Source organism: Sphingomonas phyllosphaerae 5.2 (assembly GCF_000419605.1).
Lineage (GTDB): Bacteria > Pseudomonadota > Alphaproteobacteria > Sphingomonadales > Sphingomonadaceae > Sphingomonas > Sphingomonas phyllosphaerae_B.
Genome location: NZ_ATTI01000001.1, coordinates 3706024 through 3725857, shown reverse-complemented (window position 1 = coordinate 3725857; position 19834 = coordinate 3706024). Strand labels below are relative to the sequence as shown.

At 67.7% G+C, this 19834-nt stretch carries 24 protein-coding genes; 13 read left to right on the top strand and 11 right to left on the bottom strand.

The window, feature by feature from the left end; genetic code table 11:
• Nucleotides 1-53 precede the first annotated feature (53 nt).
• From SPHPHY_RS0117785 to pyrE, 5 genes are read right to left on the bottom strand one after another with little or no spacing between them, the layout of a single operon-like run.
• Entirely contained in the window at nt 54-1148 is a 1095-nt protein-coding gene (locus SPHPHY_RS0117785; RefSeq protein WP_022688044.1) for an AI-2E family transporter, read from the bottom strand.
• Nucleotides 1145-2089 carry a signal peptidase I gene (lepB, locus tag SPHPHY_RS0117780; protein WP_028057099.1) on the bottom strand — a complete coding sequence of 315 codons (945 nt, stop codon included), beginning with the start codon at nt 2087-2089 and terminating at the stop codon, nt 1145-1147. The genes SPHPHY_RS0117785 and lepB overlap by 4 nt, the downstream gene beginning before the upstream one ends.
• A gap of 4 nt (nt 2090-2093) precedes the next feature.
• The gene (gene acpS, locus SPHPHY_RS0117775) at nt 2094-2513 is read right to left on the bottom strand and encodes a holo-ACP synthase (RefSeq protein WP_022688042.1); all 420 of its coding nucleotides are present in this window, start codon (nt 2511-2513) and stop codon (nt 2094-2096) included.
• Between the two features lie 10 nt (nt 2514-2523).
• The gene (locus SPHPHY_RS0117770; protein WP_028057098.1) at nt 2524-3264 is read right to left on the bottom strand and encodes a pyridoxine 5'-phosphate synthase; all 741 of its coding nucleotides are present in this window, start codon (nt 3262-3264) and stop codon (nt 2524-2526) included.
• 2 nt (nt 3265-3266) lie between these two features.
• Nucleotides 3267-3848, bottom strand: coding sequence for an orotate phosphoribosyltransferase (gene pyrE / locus SPHPHY_RS0117765; protein ID WP_028057097.1), 582 nt, complete (start codon nt 3846-3848; stop codon nt 3267-3269).
• Between the two features lie 189 nt (nt 3849-4037).
• Here pyrE and coxB point away from each other — a divergent pair, with 189 nt between their 5' ends.
• The 10 genes from coxB to SPHPHY_RS0117715 all read left to right on the top strand — a co-directional run bounded on the left by coxB (nt 4038) and on the right by SPHPHY_RS0117715 (nt 12254).
• A complete protein-coding gene (coxB, locus tag SPHPHY_RS0117760; RefSeq protein WP_043130132.1) occupies nt 4038-5243 on the top strand; it encodes a cytochrome c oxidase subunit II in 1206 nt (401 codons plus the stop codon).
• A 4-nt stretch (nt 5244-5247) separates the two neighbouring features.
• Nucleotides 5248-6915, top strand: coding sequence for a cytochrome c oxidase subunit I (gene ctaD / locus SPHPHY_RS0117755; protein WP_022688038.1), 1668 nt, complete (start codon nt 5248-5250; stop codon nt 6913-6915).
• Between the two features lie 71 nt (nt 6916-6986).
• On the top strand, nt 6987-7742 hold the full coding sequence (locus SPHPHY_RS0117750) for a GNAT family N-acetyltransferase (RefSeq protein ID WP_022688037.1): 756 nt from the start codon (nt 6987-6989) through the stop codon (nt 7740-7742).
• Nucleotides 7724-8707, top strand: coding sequence for an alpha/beta fold hydrolase (locus tag SPHPHY_RS0117745; protein ID WP_022688036.1), 984 nt, complete (start codon nt 7724-7726; stop codon nt 8705-8707). Before SPHPHY_RS0117750 ends, SPHPHY_RS0117745 begins: the two co-directional genes overlap by 19 nt.
• Before the next feature lie 13 nt (nt 8708-8720).
• Entirely contained in the window at nt 8721-9620 is a 900-nt protein-coding gene (locus SPHPHY_RS0117740) for a heme o synthase (protein WP_022688035.1), read from the top strand.
• On the top strand, nt 9617-9754 hold the full coding sequence (locus SPHPHY_RS22350) for a hypothetical protein (protein WP_022688034.1): 138 nt from the start codon (nt 9617-9619) through the stop codon (nt 9752-9754). Before SPHPHY_RS0117740 ends, SPHPHY_RS22350 begins: the two co-directional genes overlap by 4 nt.
• On the top strand, nt 9751-10296 hold the full coding sequence (locus SPHPHY_RS0117730) for a cytochrome c oxidase assembly protein (RefSeq protein ID WP_022688033.1): 546 nt from the start codon (nt 9751-9753) through the stop codon (nt 10294-10296). The genes SPHPHY_RS22350 and SPHPHY_RS0117730 overlap by 4 nt, the downstream gene beginning before the upstream one ends.
• Nucleotides 10297-10330: 34 nt before the next feature.
• On the top strand, nt 10331-11242 hold the full coding sequence (locus SPHPHY_RS0117725) for a cytochrome c oxidase subunit 3 (RefSeq protein ID WP_022688032.1): 912 nt from the start codon (nt 10331-10333) through the stop codon (nt 11240-11242).
• Nucleotides 11243-11295: 53 nt separating this feature from the next.
• The gene (locus tag SPHPHY_RS0117720; protein WP_022688031.1) at nt 11296-11625 is read left to right on the top strand and encodes a DUF983 domain-containing protein; all 330 of its coding nucleotides are present in this window, start codon (nt 11296-11298) and stop codon (nt 11623-11625) included.
• Entirely contained in the window at nt 11622-12254 is a 633-nt protein-coding gene (locus SPHPHY_RS0117715) for an SURF1 family cytochrome oxidase biogenesis protein (protein ID WP_022688030.1), read from the top strand. Before SPHPHY_RS0117720 ends, SPHPHY_RS0117715 begins: the two co-directional genes overlap by 4 nt.
• Before the next feature lie 31 nt (nt 12255-12285).
• Here the strand turns inward: SPHPHY_RS0117715 and SPHPHY_RS0117710 are convergent, their stop codons facing one another.
• Together SPHPHY_RS0117710 and SPHPHY_RS0117705 are read right to left on the bottom strand one after the other, a co-directional pair.
• On the bottom strand, nt 12286-13041 hold the full coding sequence (locus tag SPHPHY_RS0117710; RefSeq protein WP_022688029.1) for a molybdopterin-dependent oxidoreductase: 756 nt from the start codon (nt 13039-13041) through the stop codon (nt 12286-12288).
• Nucleotides 13038-13730, bottom strand: a complete 693-nt coding sequence (locus SPHPHY_RS0117705; protein ID WP_022688028.1) for a cytochrome b/b6 domain-containing protein — start codon at nt 13728-13730, stop codon at nt 13038-13040. Before SPHPHY_RS0117705 ends, SPHPHY_RS0117710 begins: the two co-directional genes overlap by 4 nt.
• 26 nt (nt 13731-13756) lie before the next feature.
• Between SPHPHY_RS0117705 and SPHPHY_RS0117700 the strand changes: the two genes are divergently transcribed.
• Nucleotides 13757-14362 carry a flavin reductase family protein gene (locus SPHPHY_RS0117700; protein WP_022688027.1) on the top strand — a complete coding sequence of 202 codons (606 nt, stop codon included), beginning with the start codon at nt 13757-13759 and terminating at the stop codon, nt 14360-14362.
• 7 nt (nt 14363-14369) lie between these two features.
• Here SPHPHY_RS0117700 and SPHPHY_RS0117695 read toward each other — a convergent pair whose 3' ends face one another.
• From SPHPHY_RS0117695 to SPHPHY_RS0117685, 3 genes are all read right to left on the bottom strand, one after another.
• On the bottom strand, nt 14370-15125 hold the full coding sequence (locus SPHPHY_RS0117695; protein WP_028057092.1) for a sulfite exporter TauE/SafE family protein: 756 nt from the start codon (nt 15123-15125) through the stop codon (nt 14370-14372).
• Nucleotides 15118-16302: a 23S rRNA (adenine(2503)-C(2))-methyltransferase RlmN gene (gene rlmN, locus SPHPHY_RS0117690; protein ID WP_022688025.1), complete on the bottom strand. Its 1185-nt coding sequence runs from the start codon at nt 16300-16302 to the stop codon at nt 15118-15120. The genes SPHPHY_RS0117695 and rlmN overlap by 8 nt, the downstream gene beginning before the upstream one ends.
• 62 nt (nt 16303-16364) lie before the next feature.
• Complete coding sequence (locus SPHPHY_RS0117685) at nt 16365-16850, bottom strand: hypothetical protein (protein WP_231370454.1); 486 nt, start codon at nt 16848-16850, stop codon at nt 16365-16367.
• Between the two features lie 133 nt (nt 16851-16983).
• Between SPHPHY_RS0117685 and SPHPHY_RS0117680 the strand changes: the two genes are divergently transcribed.
• Both SPHPHY_RS0117680 and dnaN read left to right on the top strand, forming a co-directional pair.
• Entirely contained in the window at nt 16984-17598 is a 615-nt protein-coding gene (locus SPHPHY_RS0117680) for an outer membrane protein (RefSeq protein WP_022688023.1), read from the top strand.
• A gap of 117 nt (nt 17599-17715) precedes the next feature.
• Nucleotides 17716-18819: a DNA polymerase III subunit beta gene (gene dnaN / locus SPHPHY_RS0117675; protein ID WP_028057090.1), complete on the top strand. Its 1104-nt coding sequence runs from the start codon at nt 17716-17718 to the stop codon at nt 18817-18819.
• Nucleotides 18820-19025: 206 nt separating this feature from the next.
• Here the strand turns inward: dnaN and SPHPHY_RS0117665 are convergent, their stop codons facing one another.
• Nucleotides 19026-19799, bottom strand: a complete 774-nt coding sequence (locus SPHPHY_RS0117665) for an SDR family oxidoreductase (RefSeq protein WP_022688020.1) — start codon at nt 19797-19799, stop codon at nt 19026-19028.
• Nucleotides 19800-19834: the final 35 nt, after the last annotated feature.

The following is a 19834-nucleotide window of genomic DNA, read 5'->3' as shown; positions in this document are numbered from 1 at the left end:
GTGGCGGGCTTTAGCAGCGCGCGGGGAAGGGCGCCAGCCGTGCCGCGGGGCGCCTAAGCGTCGTCGCGGCTCTCCTCGACGTTCTCGGAGCGCCGCTCCATCGCCGCCTTGATGATCGCGGTCATCGGATCGGCGAGCGCCAGCCCCATGATCCCGAACAGCGCGCTGGCGAGGATCTGCGCGCCGAGCGTCAGCGCCGGCGGCAGGTCGACCGTCCGCCGCGCCACCATCGGGATCACGACATAGCCGTCGAACGTCTGCACGACGATATAGACCACGATCGCGAGCACGCCGGTATGCACCCCGGCCGAGAAGCCGACCGCGACCATCAGCGCGCCCGAGATGAACGCACCGATATTGGGGATGAAGGCGAGCAGCCCGGTCAGGATGCCGAGGATGAGCGCCATCGGAACGCCGACGATCCACAGCGCGATCGCGGTCAGCACGCCCTCGAGCGCCATGCCCAGCAACCGGCCGGCGAGCAGGCGGCGCAACGTCTGCGCCATCCGCTTGAGCACCACCGCGAATTCGACGCGGTGGCGCTCCGGCACCATCCACTGCACGCCACGTTCGTAGCCATGCGGGTCGATCGCGATGAAGAGGCCGAGCACGACGATCATGAACCCGCTGGTCAGCGCTCCAGCCGCGGTGCCCAGCCAGCTGGTGACGCGCCCGACCGACGACAGCGCCTGCTTGGCGATGCCGCTGAGATCGCCCATGCCGGGCATCAGGCCCTGCGCGCTCAGCCAGCCGTTCAGCCGAACCGCCTGCACCTCGACCGTCGAGCGCAGCTGTTGCGCCTGCGCGGTGATCTGCACCCCGGCCAGATAGAAGGTGCCGACCAGGAAGACGATCGTCAGCAAGCAGACGATCAGCAGCCGCCAGCCTCGCCCGATCGGCAGCACGCGCCCCAGCAGCCGCACGCCGCCATCGAGCAGCGCCGCGAACACGAGCCCGGCGAAGATAATGAGCAGCGGCTGGACCAGCAGCACGACCAGCGCGATGGCGCCCGCCATGCCCAGCCACACCGCGGCGCGACGGATTTCCTGCCGGGTCGCGTCATCGCGGATCTCTGACGGGCTGGCGCCGGCGCGCACGCGGACGCGCTCGCCGCCCGCGTCGACGCGCACGTCCTTCGCGTCGGTCATGGAACGCGCGTCGGGTGCAGCGAGGTGCCGGCGCGCCCGCCGCGCAAGGCGTCCGGCCAGGTCAGCGGGTTCAGCGTCGCATCGCCGTTGACGGAGAAGGTGATGAACTCCGCACGCCCGCCGATATTTTCGTAAGGCACCGGCCCGCCCAGCCCACGCTCGAACCCGCCGAGCGCGAAGCGGCTGTCGGCGGAGCGATCGCGGTTGTCGCCCATCAGGAAGACGTGGTCGGCGGGGATCTTCACCGGGCCGTAATTGTCGCCGGGGCTGTCCGGTTCCAGGTCCACGGTATCGTAACGGCGTCCGTTTGGCAGCGTCTCGGTGACGATCGGCAGGTGGCACACCGCGCTGCCGTCGGCGCGGGTCTGGAGCGCGCCGGAATATTGTGCCGGATCGCAGGTGGCGTTCGCGTCGACGGGCAGGTCGCGATAGTGGACCGCGCCGCGCGCGACCGGAACGCCGTTCAGGATCACCACGCCGCCACGCACCGCCAGGGTATCGCCGGGCAGGCCGATCACGCGCTTGATATAGTCGCTCGATTGCCCCGGCGGGGTAACGATCACCACGTCGCCGCGCTCGGGCAGGCTCCCCCACAGCCGGCCGTGAATGAAAGGGACCTGCACCGACCAGCTCTCGACCGGCTGGTGCAGCAACGTGCCGCGCACGATCGCGACCGGATCGGGAATCGTCGGCGAGACGAACGACCAGCCGTAGGCGAACTTGGACACGACCAGCCGATCACCGACCAGCAACCCGGGCAGCATCGATTCGCTTGGGATATAGAACGGCTTGGCGATGAAGCTGTGGAAGCCGAGCACCGCCAGCAACAGCCAGAACAGCCCCTTGATCTCCCCCCACCAGTCGAAGCGCGTGCGCGCCGGCTCGCCGGCGGCTGCCACGGGTCCCTCGCGATCGCCGGTCAATGCGATGTCCTCTGCCACGCGGTCACTCGGCTCCTGCTTGCTGGTCGGGGACGGCTTCGATGATGACGAACGCCTGCGCCCAGGGGTGATCGTCGGTCAGGGTCAGATGGATGCGGGCGACGTGCCCCGCAGGGACCATCCCGGCCAGCCGCGCCGCCGCGCCGCCGGTCAGCGCCAGCGTCGGCGCACCGGACGGCGCGTTGACGACGCCGATGTCCTTCATGAACACCCCGGCCTTGAACCCGGTGCCGACCGCCTTGGAGAACGCCTCCTTCGCGGCGAATCGCTTCGCAAGCGTGCCGGCCTTGGTGAACGGGCGCCGTGCGGCCTTGGCGCGTTCGACATCGGTGAAGACGCGTGCCTCGAACCGCTCGCCGAATCGCTCCAGCGAATGCGCGATCCGCTCGATATTGCACAGGTCGGAGCCGAGCCCGACGATCACGCCATCGCCCTCATCGCGCCTGCTCCATCAGCGCCTTCATCCGGCGCACGCTTTCTTCCAGCCCGACGAAGATCGCCTCGCCGATCAGGAAATGCCCGATGTTCAGTTCCCGCACCTGCGGGATCGCCGCGACCGGCACCACGTTGTCGAAGGTCAGGCCGTGCCCGGCGTGAACCTCGATCCCGTTCTTCGCCGCAAGCGCCGCGGCGTCGGCGAGCCGGCGAAGTTCCTCGGCCTGCGCCTCTCCGTCCAGCTCGGCATAACGTCCGGTGTGCAACTCGACGACCGGCGCGCCCATCGCGATCGCCGCCGCAATCTGCCGCGGGTCGGGTTCGATGAACAGCGAGACGCGGATCTGCGCGGCACCCAGCTCGCGCACCATCGGCGCGAGCCGATTGTGCTGCCCGGCGGCATCGATCCCGCCCTCTGTGGTGCGCTCCTCACGCTTTTCGGGAACGATGCACGCCGCATGCGGGCGATGACGCAGTGCGATGGCGAGCATCTCGTCCGTCGCAGCCATTTCGAGATTGAGCGGAATCGTCAGTTCGGCGGAGAGCCGCGCTATATCCGCATCGGTAATGTGGCGTCGATCCTCGCGCAGATGCGCGGTGATCCCATCGGCGCCGGCCCGCGCCGCCAGCAACGCCGCGCGCACCGGATCCGGCAGACCGCCGCCGCGCGCGTTGCGAACCGTCGCGACATGATCGATGTTGACCCCAAGACGCGACGGGAGCGGAAGAGGGTCGATCATGTTCACGCGGCCCGGCTGCCGGGCTTGATCGCCGGAACCGCCGCGAGCTCGGGCGGCAGCGCGTCGGGCTCGTAGGTCGGCACCTCAAGCCGGAGCAGCGGAAAAAACGGCACGCCGATATCGGCGGTGCCGTTAGAGCGGTCGATCAGCGCCGCGCCCGCGATCACGCGCCCGCCCGCCGCCGCGATCGCCTTGATCGCCTCCCGACTCGACAACCCGGTGGTGACGACGTCCTCCATCATCAGCACTTCCTGACCGTCACGCAGGCGGAAGCCGCGGCGCAGCTCGAACGTGCCGGTCGGGCGCTCCACGAACATCGCGTCGACATCGAGTGCGCGCGCCATCTCCTGCCCGGCGATCACGCCGCCCATCGCCGGCGCCACCACGGCGGTGATCCGGGCACGGAGATCGGCAGGGATGCGCGCCGCAAGCGCCTCGGCGAGCCGCGCGGCACGGCGCGGGTTCATCAGCACGCGCGCACATTGCAGGTAACGCGGGCTCCGCAGTCCCGAGGAGAGGATGAAATGCCCCTCCAGCAGTGCATCGGCAGCGCGGAATTCGGCGAGCACGTCGTCGTCGGTCATCGGGTCGCAGGCCTCCTGCGCGCGCCATACGAGTGCCGCCGGGCGCACGCAACGGACCACCGCGGATAAAAGCACCGGCCTGCGCCCTCTTGAGGCGATGGGATGCCATGCTATAGGCAGGTGCAGGAGGGGCGCTCGACACGCCCGGTACGCGAATGCGCGCACCACGACAGGGGTGACGATAAGAAGATGCTGAGAACCGGGTTCAAGGGTTGGGTGATGGCGGCGGGCTTTGCGCTGGCCGCTGCGACTGGTGCTGTCGATGCGTCGGCGCAGGCGCCCGCCCCCGCCGCAACGTCGCCCGCTACCGCGGCCACTGCCGCACCGTCCGGGTTGCGCCCGGCCGATTCGAATCAGGGTCCGGCCGGCGGATCTGTGCAGAAGCCCGATGCCGCTCCGGCGTCGCCGGCGCTGGCGATGGACGGCGCGCCGCCATTCGACGCGACCACGTCGGCGCCCGGCATGGGCCAGCCGCTCGACGGCGTGATCCACATCCAGCCGCAGGTCACCAAGAATGGCCTGCGCGCGCACTGGTTTCACGACCGCATTCTCTTTCCCCTGATCACGATCATCTCGATCCTGGTGCTGGTGCTGCTGGCCGTGGTGGTCATCAAGTTCCGCGCGAGCGCCAACCCCACGCCGTCGCGCACCAGCCACAACACCGTCATCGAGGTGGTGTGGACGCTGGTGCCGGTGCTGATCCTCGTTGCGATCGCGGTGCCGTCGATCGGCTTGCTCCAGGCGCAGTTCAAGCCCGCGCCCGCCGGCGCCGTGACGCTGAAGGCGATCGGCAATCAATGGTTCTGGAGCTACCAATATCCGGATCATGGCGGAATCGAGATCACCGCCAACATGCTGAAGGAGGCCAATCAGGTCGCACCGGGCGAGCGTGCACGCACCGCCGCCGACGGCCCGCGCCTGCTGGCCGCTGACAACCGCGTCGTCCTGCCGGTCGGCGTGCCGATCCGCCTGATCACAACAGCCAATGACGTGATCCACAGCTGGGCGGTGCCGGCGTTCTGGATCAAGCTCGACGCGATCCCGGGCCGCCTGAACGAGACCAGCTTCACGATCGACAAGCCCGGCCTTTATTTCGGCCAGTGTTCCGAGCTGTGCGGCGCGCGCCATGCGTTCATGCCGATCGCGGTCGAGGCAGTCACCCCGGCGCAGTTCGCGGCGTGGGTGCAGGCCAAGGGCGGCAAGATGCCGGTGCCGGGCAAGGCCTCCGACGCGGTGATCCCGCAGCCGGGCGCGGACAATTCCGCCGCCGTGATGGACGACGCCGCGGTCGCCAACGCGATGACCGGGCCAACCGAGAACGGGACCGACACTCCCACCACTTCCCCGCAGGGCGCCACCGGCAATCCGGGCGGCGTCGGCGAAGCCGGACGCTAAGATCATGACCGACACCGCGCTCCACCCGTCAGCGTTCGTCGCGCACGACGAGCATCACCACGACGCGCATGCCGACCACAAGCCGGCGTTCTTCGCACGCTGGTTCATGTCGACGAACCACAAGGACATCGGCACGCTCTACCTGCTCTTCGCGATCGTCGCGGGGATCATCGGCGGTGCGATCTCGGGGCTGATGCGCGCCGAGCTGATGCATCCGGGCATCCAGTACCTGCCGCACTGGGCGTCGATGCTGCACGGCGGGCAGGAACAGTCGTTCGACCAGGCGCTTCACCTGTGGAACGTGCTGGTCACCGCGCATGGCCTCATCATGGTCTTCTTCATGGTGATGCCGGCGATGGTCGGCGGGTTCGGAAACTGGTTCGTGCCGATCATGATCGGCGCGCCGGATATGGCGTTCCCGCGCATGAACAACATCAGCTTCTGGCTGCTGGTCCCCGCCTTCCTGCTGCTGCTCGCCTCGCCGTTCTTCGGCGGTGCCGGTACCGGCTGGACCGTCTATGCGCCGCTCTCCACTTATGGCGAGCCGGGGCCGTCGGTCGACATGGCGATCCTGTCGCTCCACCTTGCGGGCGCCAGCTCGATCCTGGGCGCGATCAACTTCATCACCACGATCTTCAACATGCGCGCGCCGGGCATGACGTTGCACAAGATGCCGCTGTTCGCGTGGTCGGTGCTGGTCACCGCGTTCCTGCTGCTGCTGGCGCTGCCGGTGCTCGCGGCCGCGATCACGATGCTGCTGACCGACCGTAACTTCGGCACCACCTTCTACGATCCGGCCGGCGGTGGCGATCCGGTGCTGTACCAGCATCTGTTCTGGTTCTTCGGCCACCCCGAAGTCTACATCATGATCCTGCCGGGCTTCGGCATCGTCAGCCACATCGTCGCCACCTTCAGCCGCAAGCCGGTGTTCGGCTACCTCGGCATGGCGTACGCGATGGTCGCGATCGGCGTGGTCGGGTTCGTCGTGTGGGCGCATCACATGTTCACGACCGGCATGAGCGTGAACGTGAAGATGTACTTCACGGCCGCGACGATGGTGATCGCGGTGCCGACCGGCATCAAGATCTTCTCGTGGATCGCGACGATGTGGGGCGGCTCGCTTCGTTTCCCGACCCCGATGGTCTGGGCGATCGGCTTCATCTTCATGTTCACCGTCGGTGGTGTCACCGGCGTCGTGCTCGCCAACGGCGGCGTCGACGACTATATGCAGGACACCTATTACGTGGTGGCGCACTTCCACTACGTACTCAGCCTTGGCGCGGTGTTCTCGCTGTTCGCGGGCTTCTATTACTGGTTCCCGAAGATGTCGGGGAAGATGTACTCGGAACTGCTCGGGCAGCTGCATTTCTGGGTGTTCTTCGTCGGTGTGAACCTGCTGTTCTTCCCGATGCACTTCCTGGGCCTGCAGGGCATGCCGCGCCGCTACCCGGATTATCCGGACGGCTTCGCGCATTGGAACAACGTCGCGACGATCGGCTACATGATCATGGCCGCGGGTATGGCGATCTTCTTCGTCAACATCATCTGGTCGCTGATCGCCGGCAAGAAGGCGCCCGACAATCCATGGGGCGAGGGGGCGACGACGCTGGAGTGGACGCTGTCCAGCCCGCCGCCGTTCCACCAGTTCGAGACGCTGCCGCGGATCGACTGACGGTCTCACCGACGAGAAGTGGCGGGGTGGCGAAAGCTTCCCCGCCACTTTTCGTTCTGGAAGGAGCGGATGTGAGCGGCAACGATCTCGCCTGGCGTGTCGAGCGCGCGTGCACAGCCGCCTACCCGCCGCTGGCGGTCGAGCGGGTGGGGGATTGGTCCGTGGCGCGATCCGGCGGAGGCAGCCGCCGAACCAATGCCGCGAGCGCGCTGGCCCCTCGCGCGGCGCTGGACGCCGCGGTCGTCGATGCGATTGCCGCATGCTACGCGGCGGCCGGGCTGCCGACGATCCTGCGTCTCACCGATCTCACGCCCGACGCGGCCGCTTTATTGGACAAGCTGCATTTCGCAGCTCCGGAGGGGCGGACGCTCACGCTGCTCCGGAACGGCGATCGACCTCGCGCCTGTTCCGACGACGTCACGATCGCCGCTTCGCCGGGCCCGAGATGGTTGGATGCGCGCCGCCGCCTGACATCCGGCATCGAAGACCCCGCACTGGTCGCGGCGCGGATCGCGAGCCCTGCCGCTTATGCTTATCGCACCGCCGCCACTGACGCGATCGAGGCGATCGGCTATGTGGCCGTCACCGACGATATCGCAGTCATCGAAGCCGTTGCGACCACCCCTGCCGCGCGCCGTACGGGTCACGCGCGCGCGATCGTCACGGCCTTGGTCGGCTGGGCGATCGAGGCCGGCGCGCGGCATCTGGCGTTGCAGGTCGAAGCAACGAACCACCCCGCCCGCGCGCTGTATGCAGGCCTGGGTTTCAGCACGCACCTCTACGGCTATCACTATCGCAGGAGCTCGCCATGCCCGACGCCCGCCTGATCGACACCGGCACGGCACGGTTGCGCGTGATGGTCGAGGGCAGCGGCCCGCTGGTCGTCATGGTCCACGGCTTTCCGGAGGGCTGGTACAGCTGGCGGCACCAGTTCGCGCCGCTCGTCGCCGCCGGCTACACCGCCGCCGCACTCGACGTGCGCGGATATGGCGGGTCGGACAAACCCGCCGCCATCGCGGCATATGACATGGCGACGATGGTGGCGGACGTGATCGGTGTCGCCGATGCGTTACAGCCAGAGGTGCCGGTGATCCTGATCGGCCACGATTGGGGCGCGCCGATCGTCTGGTACAGCGCGCTGACCCGCCCCGATCGCGTCGCGGCGGTCGCCGGCCTTTCGGTGCCCTTCACGGGTGTACCCGCGCGGCCATTCACCGATATCTTCCGCCGCGCCTTCACCGAACGCGGTCGCTTTTTCTACCAGGAATGGTTTCTGGAGCCCGGTCCCGCCGAACGCGAGGCGGAGGCCGACGTACGCGGCTATTTGCGCCGGCTCTATTTCGCCATCTCCGGCGATGCCACGCCGGGCAGCTGGCCGGAGAAGCCGGCAGGCGCGACCCTGCTCGACGGCCTCGTCGATCCGGACCCGTTCCCCGCGTGGCTCACCGGTGCAGACCTCGATCACATCGTCAGCGAATTCGAGGCAAGTGGCTTTCGCGGGCCGCTCAACCGCTATCGCAATCACGAGCACGACTTCGCGTGGGCACAGCAGTGGAAGGGGCAGCGAATCGAGCAGCCGGCGCTGTTCGTCGGCGGAACGCGCGATCCCGCCTCCTATGGCTTCGGCGCGTTCGGCGACCCGCTGACCGTGATGCGCCCGCACGTGCCGTTGCTGGAAGGCCATATGCTCGACGGTTGCGGTCACTGGACGCAGCAGGAGCGTCCGGCGGACGTGAATCGCCTGCTCGGCGACTGGCTGGCGCGGCTTCCCTCGGGCGAGCGTCGAGAGTAGAGCCGTCGCACCGATGACCCCCGCCGCTCCCCTGCTGCCGCCCGCCGACTGGCGCGATTTCCTGGCATTGACCAAGCCGCGCGTGATGACGCTCGTCGTCTTTACGGGCTTGTGCGGGATGCTGGCGGCGCCGGTCGTCGTCGACCCGGTACTCGGCTTCACCGCGATCCTGTGCATCGCGCTGGGCGCGGGTGCGGCCGGCGCGCTCAATCAATGGTATGAGGCCGATCTCGACGCCGTCATGAAGCGCACTGCGCAGCGGCCGCTGCCGGCCGGCCGCATGGACCGTCAATCCGCACTGCATTTCGGGGTGGGGCTCAGCGCCTTTTCGGTGATCCTGATGGGACTGGCGGTAAACCTGCCCGCCGCAGCGATTCTCACCGTATCGATCCTCTTCTACGTGCTGATCTACACCGTCTGGCTGAAGCGTCGCACGCCGCAGAACATCGTGATCGGCGGCGCGGCGGGTGCCTTTCCGCCGCTGATCGGCTGGGCGGCCGCGACCGGACAGGTCGCGCTGCTGCCGTTCCTGCTCTTCACGCTGGTGTTCCTGTGGACGCCGCCGCACTTCTGGTCGCTCGCGCTATTCGTGAAGACCGATTACGCCAATGCCGGGGTGCCGATGTTGCCGGTGGTGGCGGGTGAGGCCGTGACGCGGCGGCAGATCGGGCTCTACACGATTCCGATGGCCGCCGTAGCGATCGCGCCGTGGCCGCTCGGGCTCGCAGGTAGCGTCTACGGTGTCGCGGCGGTGGTGCTCACCGCCGGGTTCGCGGTGCTGGCGGCGCTGGTCGCGGCAGGCGCGCGGCGTGCGGACAAGCCGATGTTCTACGAGAAGCGGTTGTTCGCCTTCTCGATCCTTTATCTTTTCGCGATGTTCGGCGCCTTGGTCGTCGATCGGTGGGTGGCATGACCGAAGACGAACAGGAACTGATCCGACGCCGGCAAAAGGCGCGCGCGATCGTCGTGGCGCTGCTGCTGGGCGCGTTCGTGGTGTTGATCTTCTTCATCACCATCGCCCGGATCAAGCAAGGCATGGCGCATTGAGCACGGCGCGCCCCCGGACGCTTCGCACCGCGCTCTTCGCGGTGGCGGGCATCTGCTTCATGACCGGGCTCGCGTTCGCCAGCGTGCCGCTTTACCGCATGTTCTGCCAGGCGACCGGCCTGAACGGCACGACCGGGCGCGGCGAAGTCGCACCGGGCGGGGTCCATCGCTCGGTCGAGATAGCGTTCGACGCCAATACCAGCCCGAAGCTGCCGTGGCGCTTCGTCCCGGAACGCGAGCAGGAGACGGTCGAGATCGGCGCGCGCGACATGGCGTTCTTCACCGCCACCAATCGCGGCGCGCAGGCGGTCACCGGTACTGCGACGTACAACGTCACGCCCGCGGTCGCGGGCAAATATTTCACGAAGATCCAATGCTTCTGCTTCACGCAGCAAACGCTGAAGCCGGGCGAGACGCAGCGGATGCCGGTCATCTTCTACGTCGATCCGAAGATACTGCAGGATCCTGACACGCGCGACGTGCAGACGATCACGCTCAGCTACACCTTTTACCCGGTGGATTCCGCGAAAACGAGCGGGTAAGACCGACAGATAAGCGAAACGGGGAGAGCCGCGCATGGCGGGTGCCAAGAACCACGATTACCACATCCTGCCACCCAGCCCGTGGCCCCTTCTGAGCTCGTTCGCCGCGCTCATCATGGCGACGGGCGGCATCATGTACATGCATGAAGGCACGGGCGGCGGTTGGGTGTTCCTGATCGGTTTCGCCTCGGTGCTGTTCTGCATGTACGGCTGGTGGCATCAGGTGATCCGCGAGGCGCACGCCGGCGATCATACGCCGGTGGTGCAGCTGCATTTCCGCTACGGCATGATCCTGTTCATCGCTTCCGAGGTGATGTTCTTCGTCGGCTGGTTCTGGGCGTTCTTCGACTTCTCGCTCTTCCCCACGGCGATGCAGGTGGTCGACGGGCAGGTAGAGCGAGCGGCCGAGGGCGCAGCAGCGATCGCGGCGCAATGGCCGCCGAAGGGGCTGGAGGTTATCAACGCCTTCGACCTGCCGCTGCTCAACACGCTGATCCTGCTGTGTTCGGGCACCACGGTGACGTGGGCGCATCACGCATTGATCCACAACCAGCGTGGCGGCGAGAAGCGCGGCTTCTGGGGTCTGCTGGGCGTGGGCGACCGCGACGGCGTGCTCAAGGGGTTGTGGGTGACGGTCGCGCTCGGCGTGCTGTTCAGCAGCATCCAGGCCTATGAGTACATCCACGCGCCGTTCCCGTTCAAGGGCATCAACTATGGCGCCGCATTCTTCATGGCGACCGGCTTCCATGGCTTCCACGTCATCATCGGCACGATCTTCCTCGCGGTCTGCCTGATCCGCGCCTACAACGGCGAGTTCACGCCGAAGCAGCATTTCGGGTTCGAGGCAGCGGCCTGGTACTGGCATTTCGTCGACGTTGTGTGGCTGTTCCTGTTCGTCACCGTCTACGTCTGGGGCGGCTGGGGCGCACCGGTCCACGGCGGATGAGCGATATGGATCGGGCGGCGGCGGGGGCATCGCCCCGCCCGATCGATTGTGGTATGAAGGGGCTTTGTCCCCGTTGCGGCGCCCGCACGTTGTTTGCGGGCGTCATCCGTTTCGCGGATCGCTGCCCGGCCTGCGCTCTCGATATCGCTTCGTTCAACGTCGGTGACGGACCTGCGGCGCTGCTCGTGCTGGCATGGGGCGCGATCGTCGTGGCGCTGGCGATCTATGTGGAGCTCGCGCTGTCGCCGCCCTGGTGGGTGCACGTGCTGCTGTGGGTGCCGCTGACCACTGCTGGCGTCATGTGGTCGCTGCGCATCGCCAAGGGGTGGCTGCTCGCCGCCGAATTCCGCAACGCCGCGCGCGAGGGGCGGATCGTCGCGTGAGGCGCGTTCCGATCGTCCCCACCATCATCGTCACGGTCGCGATCGCGGCGATGATTGCGCTCGGGCTATGGCAGCTTCTGGAACGGCGGCCTCAGAAGGAAGCGTTCCTCGCGCAGCTCGCTGCGAACCCGACGCGCCCGGCGATCGCCTTTCCGCGTTTCCCCGACGAAGCGCTATTGTTTCGCCGCACGCGCGCCTTTTGCCTGGAGCCGATGTCGATAATGCGCGCCGGGGCGGGCGCCGCCGGATACCGCGTCATCGCGCTCTGCCGCACCGGGGCGGAGGGACCGGGGCTGCGCGTCCAGATCGGCACCACACGCGATCCGGTTGGCAAGGTCGCATGGGGCGGGGGGCGCGTTTCCGGGTGGATCGCGCATGCGCCCGACGCACGGCCGCTGATCGCCACCGTGACGCAGCCCAACGCGGTGCGCGAATTGATGCTGGTGGCGGATCACCCCGCCGCCGGGCTCTCGCGCAACGCACCGCCCTCGATCGAGTCGATCCCCAACAACCACCTCGCCTATGCAGTGCAGTGGTTCCTGTTCGCGGCGGTCGCGGCGATCATCTACGTCATTGCGCTGCGCCGGCGCGACAAACGCCTGCCGGAGGGAGAGACGACGAAGCCGTGACCGCAGCGACAGCGGCATCGTCAGGCGGATCTCAGATCCCGGCCCACCAGTCATAGTCGACGTTATCTTCCCAATAGCCGCCGCGGCCCTTGCCGATGCCGGCAAGGCTGTCGACCGCGGTCACCTGCATCAGGTATTTGGCGTGCTTGTACCCCAATTGCCGCTCGACGCGCAGTCGCAGCGGCGCGCCATGGCCAACGTCGAGGAAGCGGTCGTTCATCGCCCATGCGAGGATCGTCTGCGGGTGGAAGGCATCGACCAGGTCGATCGATTCGTAATAAGGCGCGCCGCCGTACAGATCGGCGCAGCGAAAGACGATGTAGCGTGCCGCATCGCGCAGCCCGGCCGCCTTCAGCACGTCGCCGAGCCGCGGCCCCTGCCACTTGCCGATCGCGCTCCATCCCTCGACGCAGTCGTGACGCGTGATCTGTGCGCGTTGCGGAAACCGCCCGAGATCGCCGAGTGACAGCGACAGCGGCCGCGCGACCAGGCCATCGACGGTCAGCCGCCAGTCGGCGAAGCGCCCGGCCCGCAACGCCGCATAGGCTGCGGTTCCCGGATCGCGCGTGCCGTTGGTGCGGAAGCGCGGCGACATCTGCGCCGCGGAAAACTCCGGCGCCAGCGCGTCACGGTTCGATAGCGCGCGCTGCAAGCCGCGGTGCATGTCTTCGCCCTTGAAGACGATCGTGCGCACCGCCGGCTGCTGGATGATGCGGTCGCATCCCGCCAGCGCCAGCCCGGCGCCGCTCGCGATCAACGCACGGCGGTGAAGAAGCGGCGGCGTCATTCCGGCACCCGCCAGCGCCCGCTCAGCATCGAGCGCAACTCGTTGTGCCACCCCGCCAGGATCACCAGCGCGAGATGCACGATCGTGAACCCCGCAATCGCGGCCATCGCGATGAAGTGCAGCGAGCGCGCCGACTGCCGCCCGCCGCACAGGTCGAGCAGCCACGGCCACGCGGCATCCATCCCCGGCGACAGCGCCAGTCCGGTCAGGACCACGAGCGGCAGGGCGACGAAGATCACCGCGACGTAGCTCAGCTTCTGCAAGGCATTGTACTCGCCCGGTGCCTCCGGATCGTGAAAGCGGAATGCAAGGTGCGCGCGCACGTCCGCCGCCAGATGCGCTGCGGCGAGATCGCGTCGCCGTACGCGCAAGTCGCGCTGGAAATGCCGGTTGAGCAGGCTGACGATCATGAACGCCAGCAACGAAAAGGCGAGCACCAATGCGAAGAACAGATGCCAGCGCCGCGAGATCGCGAGATTGTACTGCGCGGGAATGGTCAACCACGCCGGAAAGCGCGGCAGCTGCGCCCAGGCATGGTCGAAGTTCGCGCCATAGCGGCCCCAATATAGCCGCGGATGCGCGTTGCTGATCCCCAGTCCCGATCCGATCAGGATGAAGATCGCCACCGCGTTCACCCAGTGCCACAAGCGCGTGGCGATCCGGTGGCGATAAATGACGGTTGCGGTCATCCCGGCTTCCTAGCAGACCCGCGCGCATGACCGAATGGCATTTCTACGAACCCGCGCAAGGCCATGGCCTCGCGCACGATCCGCTCAACGCCATCGTCGCGCCGCGCCCGATCGGCTGGATCGCGACGCTCTCCGCCGCCGGACGCCGCAACCTCGCGCCCTACAGCTTCTTCAACCTGTTCTCATACCGCCCGCCGATCATCGGCTTCTGCTCGTCCGGCGCAAAGGATTCGCTCGCCAATGCGCGCGCGACCGGCGAGTTCGTCTGGAACCTCGCGACGCGCGATCTGGCCGTGGCGATGAACGCGAGTTCCGCGATGACCGATGCCGACGAATTCACGCTGGCCGGGCTGGAGACGTTGCCGTCGGCCCGCGTCGCCGCGCCGCGTGTCGCGCGCAGCCCGGTGCAGTTCGAATGCAAGGTGACGCAGATCGTCCAGCTCCGTGACCACGGCGGCGCCGACCTGCCGGGATGGCTGGTGCTGGGCGAAGCGGTCGCGATCCACATCGACACCGCGCTGCTGGAGGGCGGCGTGTACCAGACCGCACGCGCACACCCGATCATGCGCGGCGGCGGGCCGGCCGATTACTTCGAGGTCGGCGAGCGCTTTGCGATGCGCCGTCCGGGGTGAGCCGTCATCAATAGGCGCGGGCGAAGAAGACGGCGGTCGTCGCGCCGGTGACGAGGATCGTCCACCACCGCACCACGATCGCCGGCAGGCGCCTCCCCACGACCGCGCCCAGCCAGCCGCCGACGATCCCGCCAGCCAGCATCGGCAGGCACGCGTCCCAGCGCACCATGCCGCAGATGATGAAGACGATCGCCGCCGCGAAATTGGCGGTGGCGAGCATCAGCGTGCGCGGCGCGAACATCGAGCGCGGCGTTTCGCCGGCGAGCAGGCCGTAGGTCGCGGTGGTCATGATCCCGACGCCGCCGCCGAAATAGCCGCCATAGGTGCCCAGAACCGCCTGCACGATCATCAGCGTCCGCGGGCCGATCGTCACGCGCGTCGCCAGCCAGTCCGCGGCCGGCGCGCCGAACACGATCGCGACGAAGGCGATCAGCAACAGCCACGGTACGATGACGTCGAACGCCGCACCGGGCGTGACGACCAGCAGCACGCTGCCCAGCAATCCCGCGAAGAAGGTGATCGCCGACAGCATACGCACCGACACCCCGCCGACCGCCTTCAGTTCACGGCGGAAGCTCCATGCGCTCGCCGCCGCTCCCGGCATCAGCGCCAGGTTGGAGGTCGCGTTGGCGATGTTCGCGGGTGTGCCGAGTGCGAGCAGCACGGGCATGGTGGCGAAGGTACCGCCGCCGGCCAGCGCGTTCATCATCCCGCCGACGATCCCCGCGCCGCCCGCCAGCAGCACGCCGGCGGTATCAACCAAGCGCGGCCTGCTTCTCCGCCGCCAGCCGGTCGAGCTCGGCGCGACTCTTCTTCTCGGCGGCGGTCTTCAATTGACCGCATGCCGCGTCGATGTCGCGTCCGCGCGGGGTGCGGACGGGGGCGGAAATTCCGCCCTCGAAGATGATCTCGCTGAATCGCCGCACGCGATCCGGCGTCGATGTCTCGTAATCGGCGCCCGGCCACGGGTTGAAGGGGATCAGATTGACCTTGGCGGGCAGCTTGTAGTGCTTGAGCAGGCGAACCAGCTCGTGCGCCTCGGCATCCGAGTCGTTCTTGTCCTTCAGCATCACATATTCGAACGTGATCCGCCGGGCGTTGTTGGCACCCGGATAGTCCGCGCACGCCTGCAACAATTCCTCGATGCCGTACTTGCGATTCAGCGGCACGATCTCGTCGCGCACGTCCTTGGTGACCGCGTGCAGCGATACTGCCAGGTTGACGCCGATCTCCTCGCCGGCGCGCGCCATCATCGGCACCACGCCGCTGGTCGACAACGTGATCCGCCGCTTGCTGAGCGCGAGGCCGTCACCGTCCATCACCAGCTTCAGCGCGTCGCGGACCGCGTCGAAATTGTAGAGCGGCTCCCCCATTCCCATCATCACGATGTTGGTCAGCATCCGTCCCTCGGGCTGGCTCGGCCATTCGCCCAGCGCGTCGCGTGCCAGCATCACCTGCCCGACGATCTCGCCCGCGGTTAGATTGCGCACCAGCCGCATCGTGCCGGTGTGGCAGAAGCGGCAGTTCAGCGTGCAACCGACCTGGCTGGAGACGCACAGGGTGCCGCGGTCGGCGTCCGGGATGAACACCGCCTCGTAATCCTGCCCGTCCTCGCTCCGCAGCAGCCATTTGCGCGTGCCATCGGTGGAAACCTGCGCCTCCACCACTTGCGGGCGCCCGATCGCGAACCGTTCCGTCAGCCACGGATGCTGCGCCTTGGCGATGTCGGTCATGACGGCGAACTCGGTCGCACCACGATTGTAGATCCAGTGCCAGATCTGCTTGGCGCGCAGCTTGGCCTGCCGCGGCTCCAGTCCGGCTTCCTCCAGCACGCGGCGCAATTCGTCGCGCGGCAACCCGATCAGGTCGATACGCCCGTCGGTGCGCGGCGCGCTCGCGCGCGGCACGGTCACGGGATCGATGTGCCCGGGAATGGGCATGGGGGCGGCCGAGGCTGTAAGCATCGCGCTTAGATAACCGCATTGCGCCGATTTTTCCAGCCTTACCGGCGCGCGCACCCCAGCTGCGCGGCATCGATCGCGGTCGCAGCGCCGGCCAGCGGGTAGGTATCGGCCAGCGCGCGTCCCGGCGCGTCGAGGGTGGCGAGCGTCATCACGCTACCGCCGCGCATCGCGCCGACGATCGCGCGATCGGTCGCCGCGTCGGCCGCGCGCGCTTCCGCGCCGTCGCCCACCAGTGCGAAGCGGCGCTCGCCGATCACCAGCGTCAGCGGCGCTCCCGCTCCGCGCAGGCGCGAAAGCCGGAAGCGGACCGATGGTGCGCGCGCCGCGCCCTGCCGGGCCGCGACCAGCGCATAGCCGCCGCGACGGTCGGTGCTGCCGTCGCGGCGCAGCGGCTGCGCGACCGCGAAGCAACGTGGCCCCGGCGTCTCGCGCAGCGCTGCCCAGCGGTGCCATACGCCCAGCGGTGCACGCACCGGCGTTGCGGGCAACGGCGCTGCGGACGACAGGGCGAGCACAAGGATCATCGCGCCCATCTCGCCAGACTGTGGCCGAAAGGCAACGGAAAATCCTGTTTATGTCAGGTTCATGCAACGATGGCCGGCGCGCTTATTTGACGCAGCACGCCTCGCGTTCGGGGCGTGTGAGATGGAGTGAGACATGCGTAAGCTTGCAATGGCGATCCCGGCAGCGGCGATGACCTTCGCGGTAGCTACCCCGGCGATGGCGCAGGACGGTCCGTTCGCGGGCGGCCGTGTCGAGGTGCTGGCCGGCTACGATAACATCCAGGACGGCGGCGACGGCGATTCGGAAGGGCGGCAGGGCCTCGGCTACGGCGGCCGCATCGGCTACGATTTCCAGCGCGGCAACATCGTCTATGGCGTCGACGGCGAGTTGACCGATGCGACCACGAAGGCGCGCAGCTACAATGCGCTGGCCGCGGGCGATCGGCTCTCGGTCGAGGCCGGGCGGGACATCTATCTCGGCGGACGGCTCGGCTACGTCATCTCGCCGCAGGCGATGATCTACGGCAAGGGCGGCTACACCAATGCGCGCGTCGAGAGCCGTTACCAGACGAACACCGCCGCCGCGGACGAACTGGTCGACAAGACCAACCTCGACGGCTTCCGGCTTGGGGCCGGGCTCGAGTACAAGCTGACCCCGACGTCGTTCGTCACCGCCGAATATCGCTACTCGCATTATGGCGAGATCGAGGGCTATGACATCGACCTCGACCGGCACCAGTTGATGGCGGGGCTCGGCATCCGTTTCTGATTTCGGCCCGTCGTGGCGCGGAAAGGGCCGGGGCGCTTGCTCCGGCCCTTTCTTTTTGGCTAGGGAGACTCGGCCAATTGCCCCTGGTGAGTGACCTGCGGGCCGGGGGAAGTGACGATGAAGGCGACGATCGAACGCGCGACGCTGCTGAAGGGGCTTAGCCACGTCCAGTCGGTGGTGGAGCGGCGCAACACCATCCCGATCCTGTCGAACGTGCTGCTGGAGGCGACTGCCGAAGGCCAGTTGCGCCTGATGGCGACCGACCTGGACCTGCAGATCAACGAAAGCGTCGCGGCGGCGGTCGATCAACCCGGCGCGACCACCGTGTCCGCGCACACCTTGTTCGACATCGCGCGCAAGCTGCCCGAGGGGGCGCAGGTCTCGATCACGGCGGCGGAAGGTCGCATGACGATCGTCGCGGGTCGTGCGCGCTTCTCGCTCGGCACGCTGCCGCGCGACGATTTCCCGGTGATCGCCGAGGGCGAGTTGCCGACGCAATTCGAACTGCCCGCCGAAACGCTCAAGCAGATCATCGACAAGACGCGCTTCGCGATCTCGACCGAGGAGACGCGCTACTATCTCAACGGCATCTTCCTGCACGTTGCCGAGGGCGTGCTGAAGGCTGCTGCGACCGACGGTCACCGCCTTGCACGGGTGACGGTCGATCAGCCCGAGGGTGCCTCCGGGATGCCCGACGTGATCGTGCCGCGCAAATGCATCGCGGAGCTGCGCAAGCTGCTTGACGAAGTCGATGGCTCGGTGGGCGTGTCGCTATCGGGCACCAAGATTCGCTTCGACCTGGGCCAGGCGGTCCTGACCTCGAAGCTGATCGACGGCACCTTCCCCGATTACAGCCGCGTGATCCCGACGGGTAATGACAAGATCCTGAAGCTCGACCCGAAGAGCTTCATGGAGGGTGTCGACCGCGTCTCGACGATCGCGACCGAAAAGACGCGCGCGGTGAAGATGGCGCTCGATCGCGACAAGATCACGCTGTCGGTCACCAGCCCGGAAAACGGCACCGCCGCCGAGGAAGTCCCCGGCGACTACGCCGCCGCACCGTTCGAGATCGGCTTCAACAGCCGCTACCTGATGGACATTCTCGGCCAGATCGGCACCGACACGGTCGAGGTCCACCTTGCCGACGCCGCTGCCCCGACGCTGATCCGCGAGAACGACAAGAGCCCGGCGTTGTACGTCCTGATGCCGATGCGGGTCTGACCCGCTTTCGGCAGGAAGGCGCTCCCGGTCGGGGGCGAGGGGGGCTCGGCTGGCGGGCGGTCGCGGCGATGCGGATCGTCGTCGCGATCCTGCCTGGTCAGCGCGAGTGTAGCGAAGTGATCCCGCGCCGGGTCAGGAGGGCGTTGATTGCCTCGCGTGCGCTCGCGATGACGATCAAGAGCGCGCCTCAATCCTGACCTTCGGCTTTATCGCGCCCGCATCATCGCCCGCAGCCGTCCGGGCATCCACCGCGCCGCGAACGTCATCCGCTGCGCCGTCTTGCCCACCACCGTGTGCACGCGGTCCCCGTGTGCTGCGTCCCACGCCTTTTCCGCGACGGTCTCGACGGCCGTGAACTCCAGCTTGCGACGGACCACCAGGTCGCGCGCGGTATGGTTGGTCCCCGGGATCGCCGCCGACAGCAGGTTGGTGTCGATGAAGCCGGGCATCAGCGAGCGAACGCGGATTCCCTGTGCCGCCCATTCGCCGTCCAGCGCCTCGGTCAATCCGCGCACCGCGAACTTCGTCGCCGAATAGATCGCCAGCCCCGCCGAGCCGTAGATCGCCGAGGCCGATGCGGTGTTCAACAGGCACGATCCCGGCGTTTCCTTCAGATACGGATAGGCCATGCGAGCCCCGTAGGCGATGCCGCGAAAGTTGACGTCGATGACGCGGTCGATCGCGTCGAGCCCGATCTCCGCGAATGCACCGCCAGCCGCGATCCCGGCGTTGTTGAACATGACGTCGAGCCGCCCGTCGCTGACCCGCGCGAAATCGGCGAGCACTTCCTCCCATTCCGACGGATCGCGTACATCCATCACGTGCGTGCTGGTGCGATCGGCGGGCAGTAGCGCCGCGGTTTCCTTCAGCCCCTGCGCATCGATGTCAGCGAGCCCGACGCGCCAGCCGCGCGCGCTGAACACCTGCGCCACCGCGCGCCCGATGCCCGAGCCGCCGCCCGTAACCAGCATCGCCTTCATTCCGCTCTCCCGTCTTATCGCTTGTTACCCGCGCA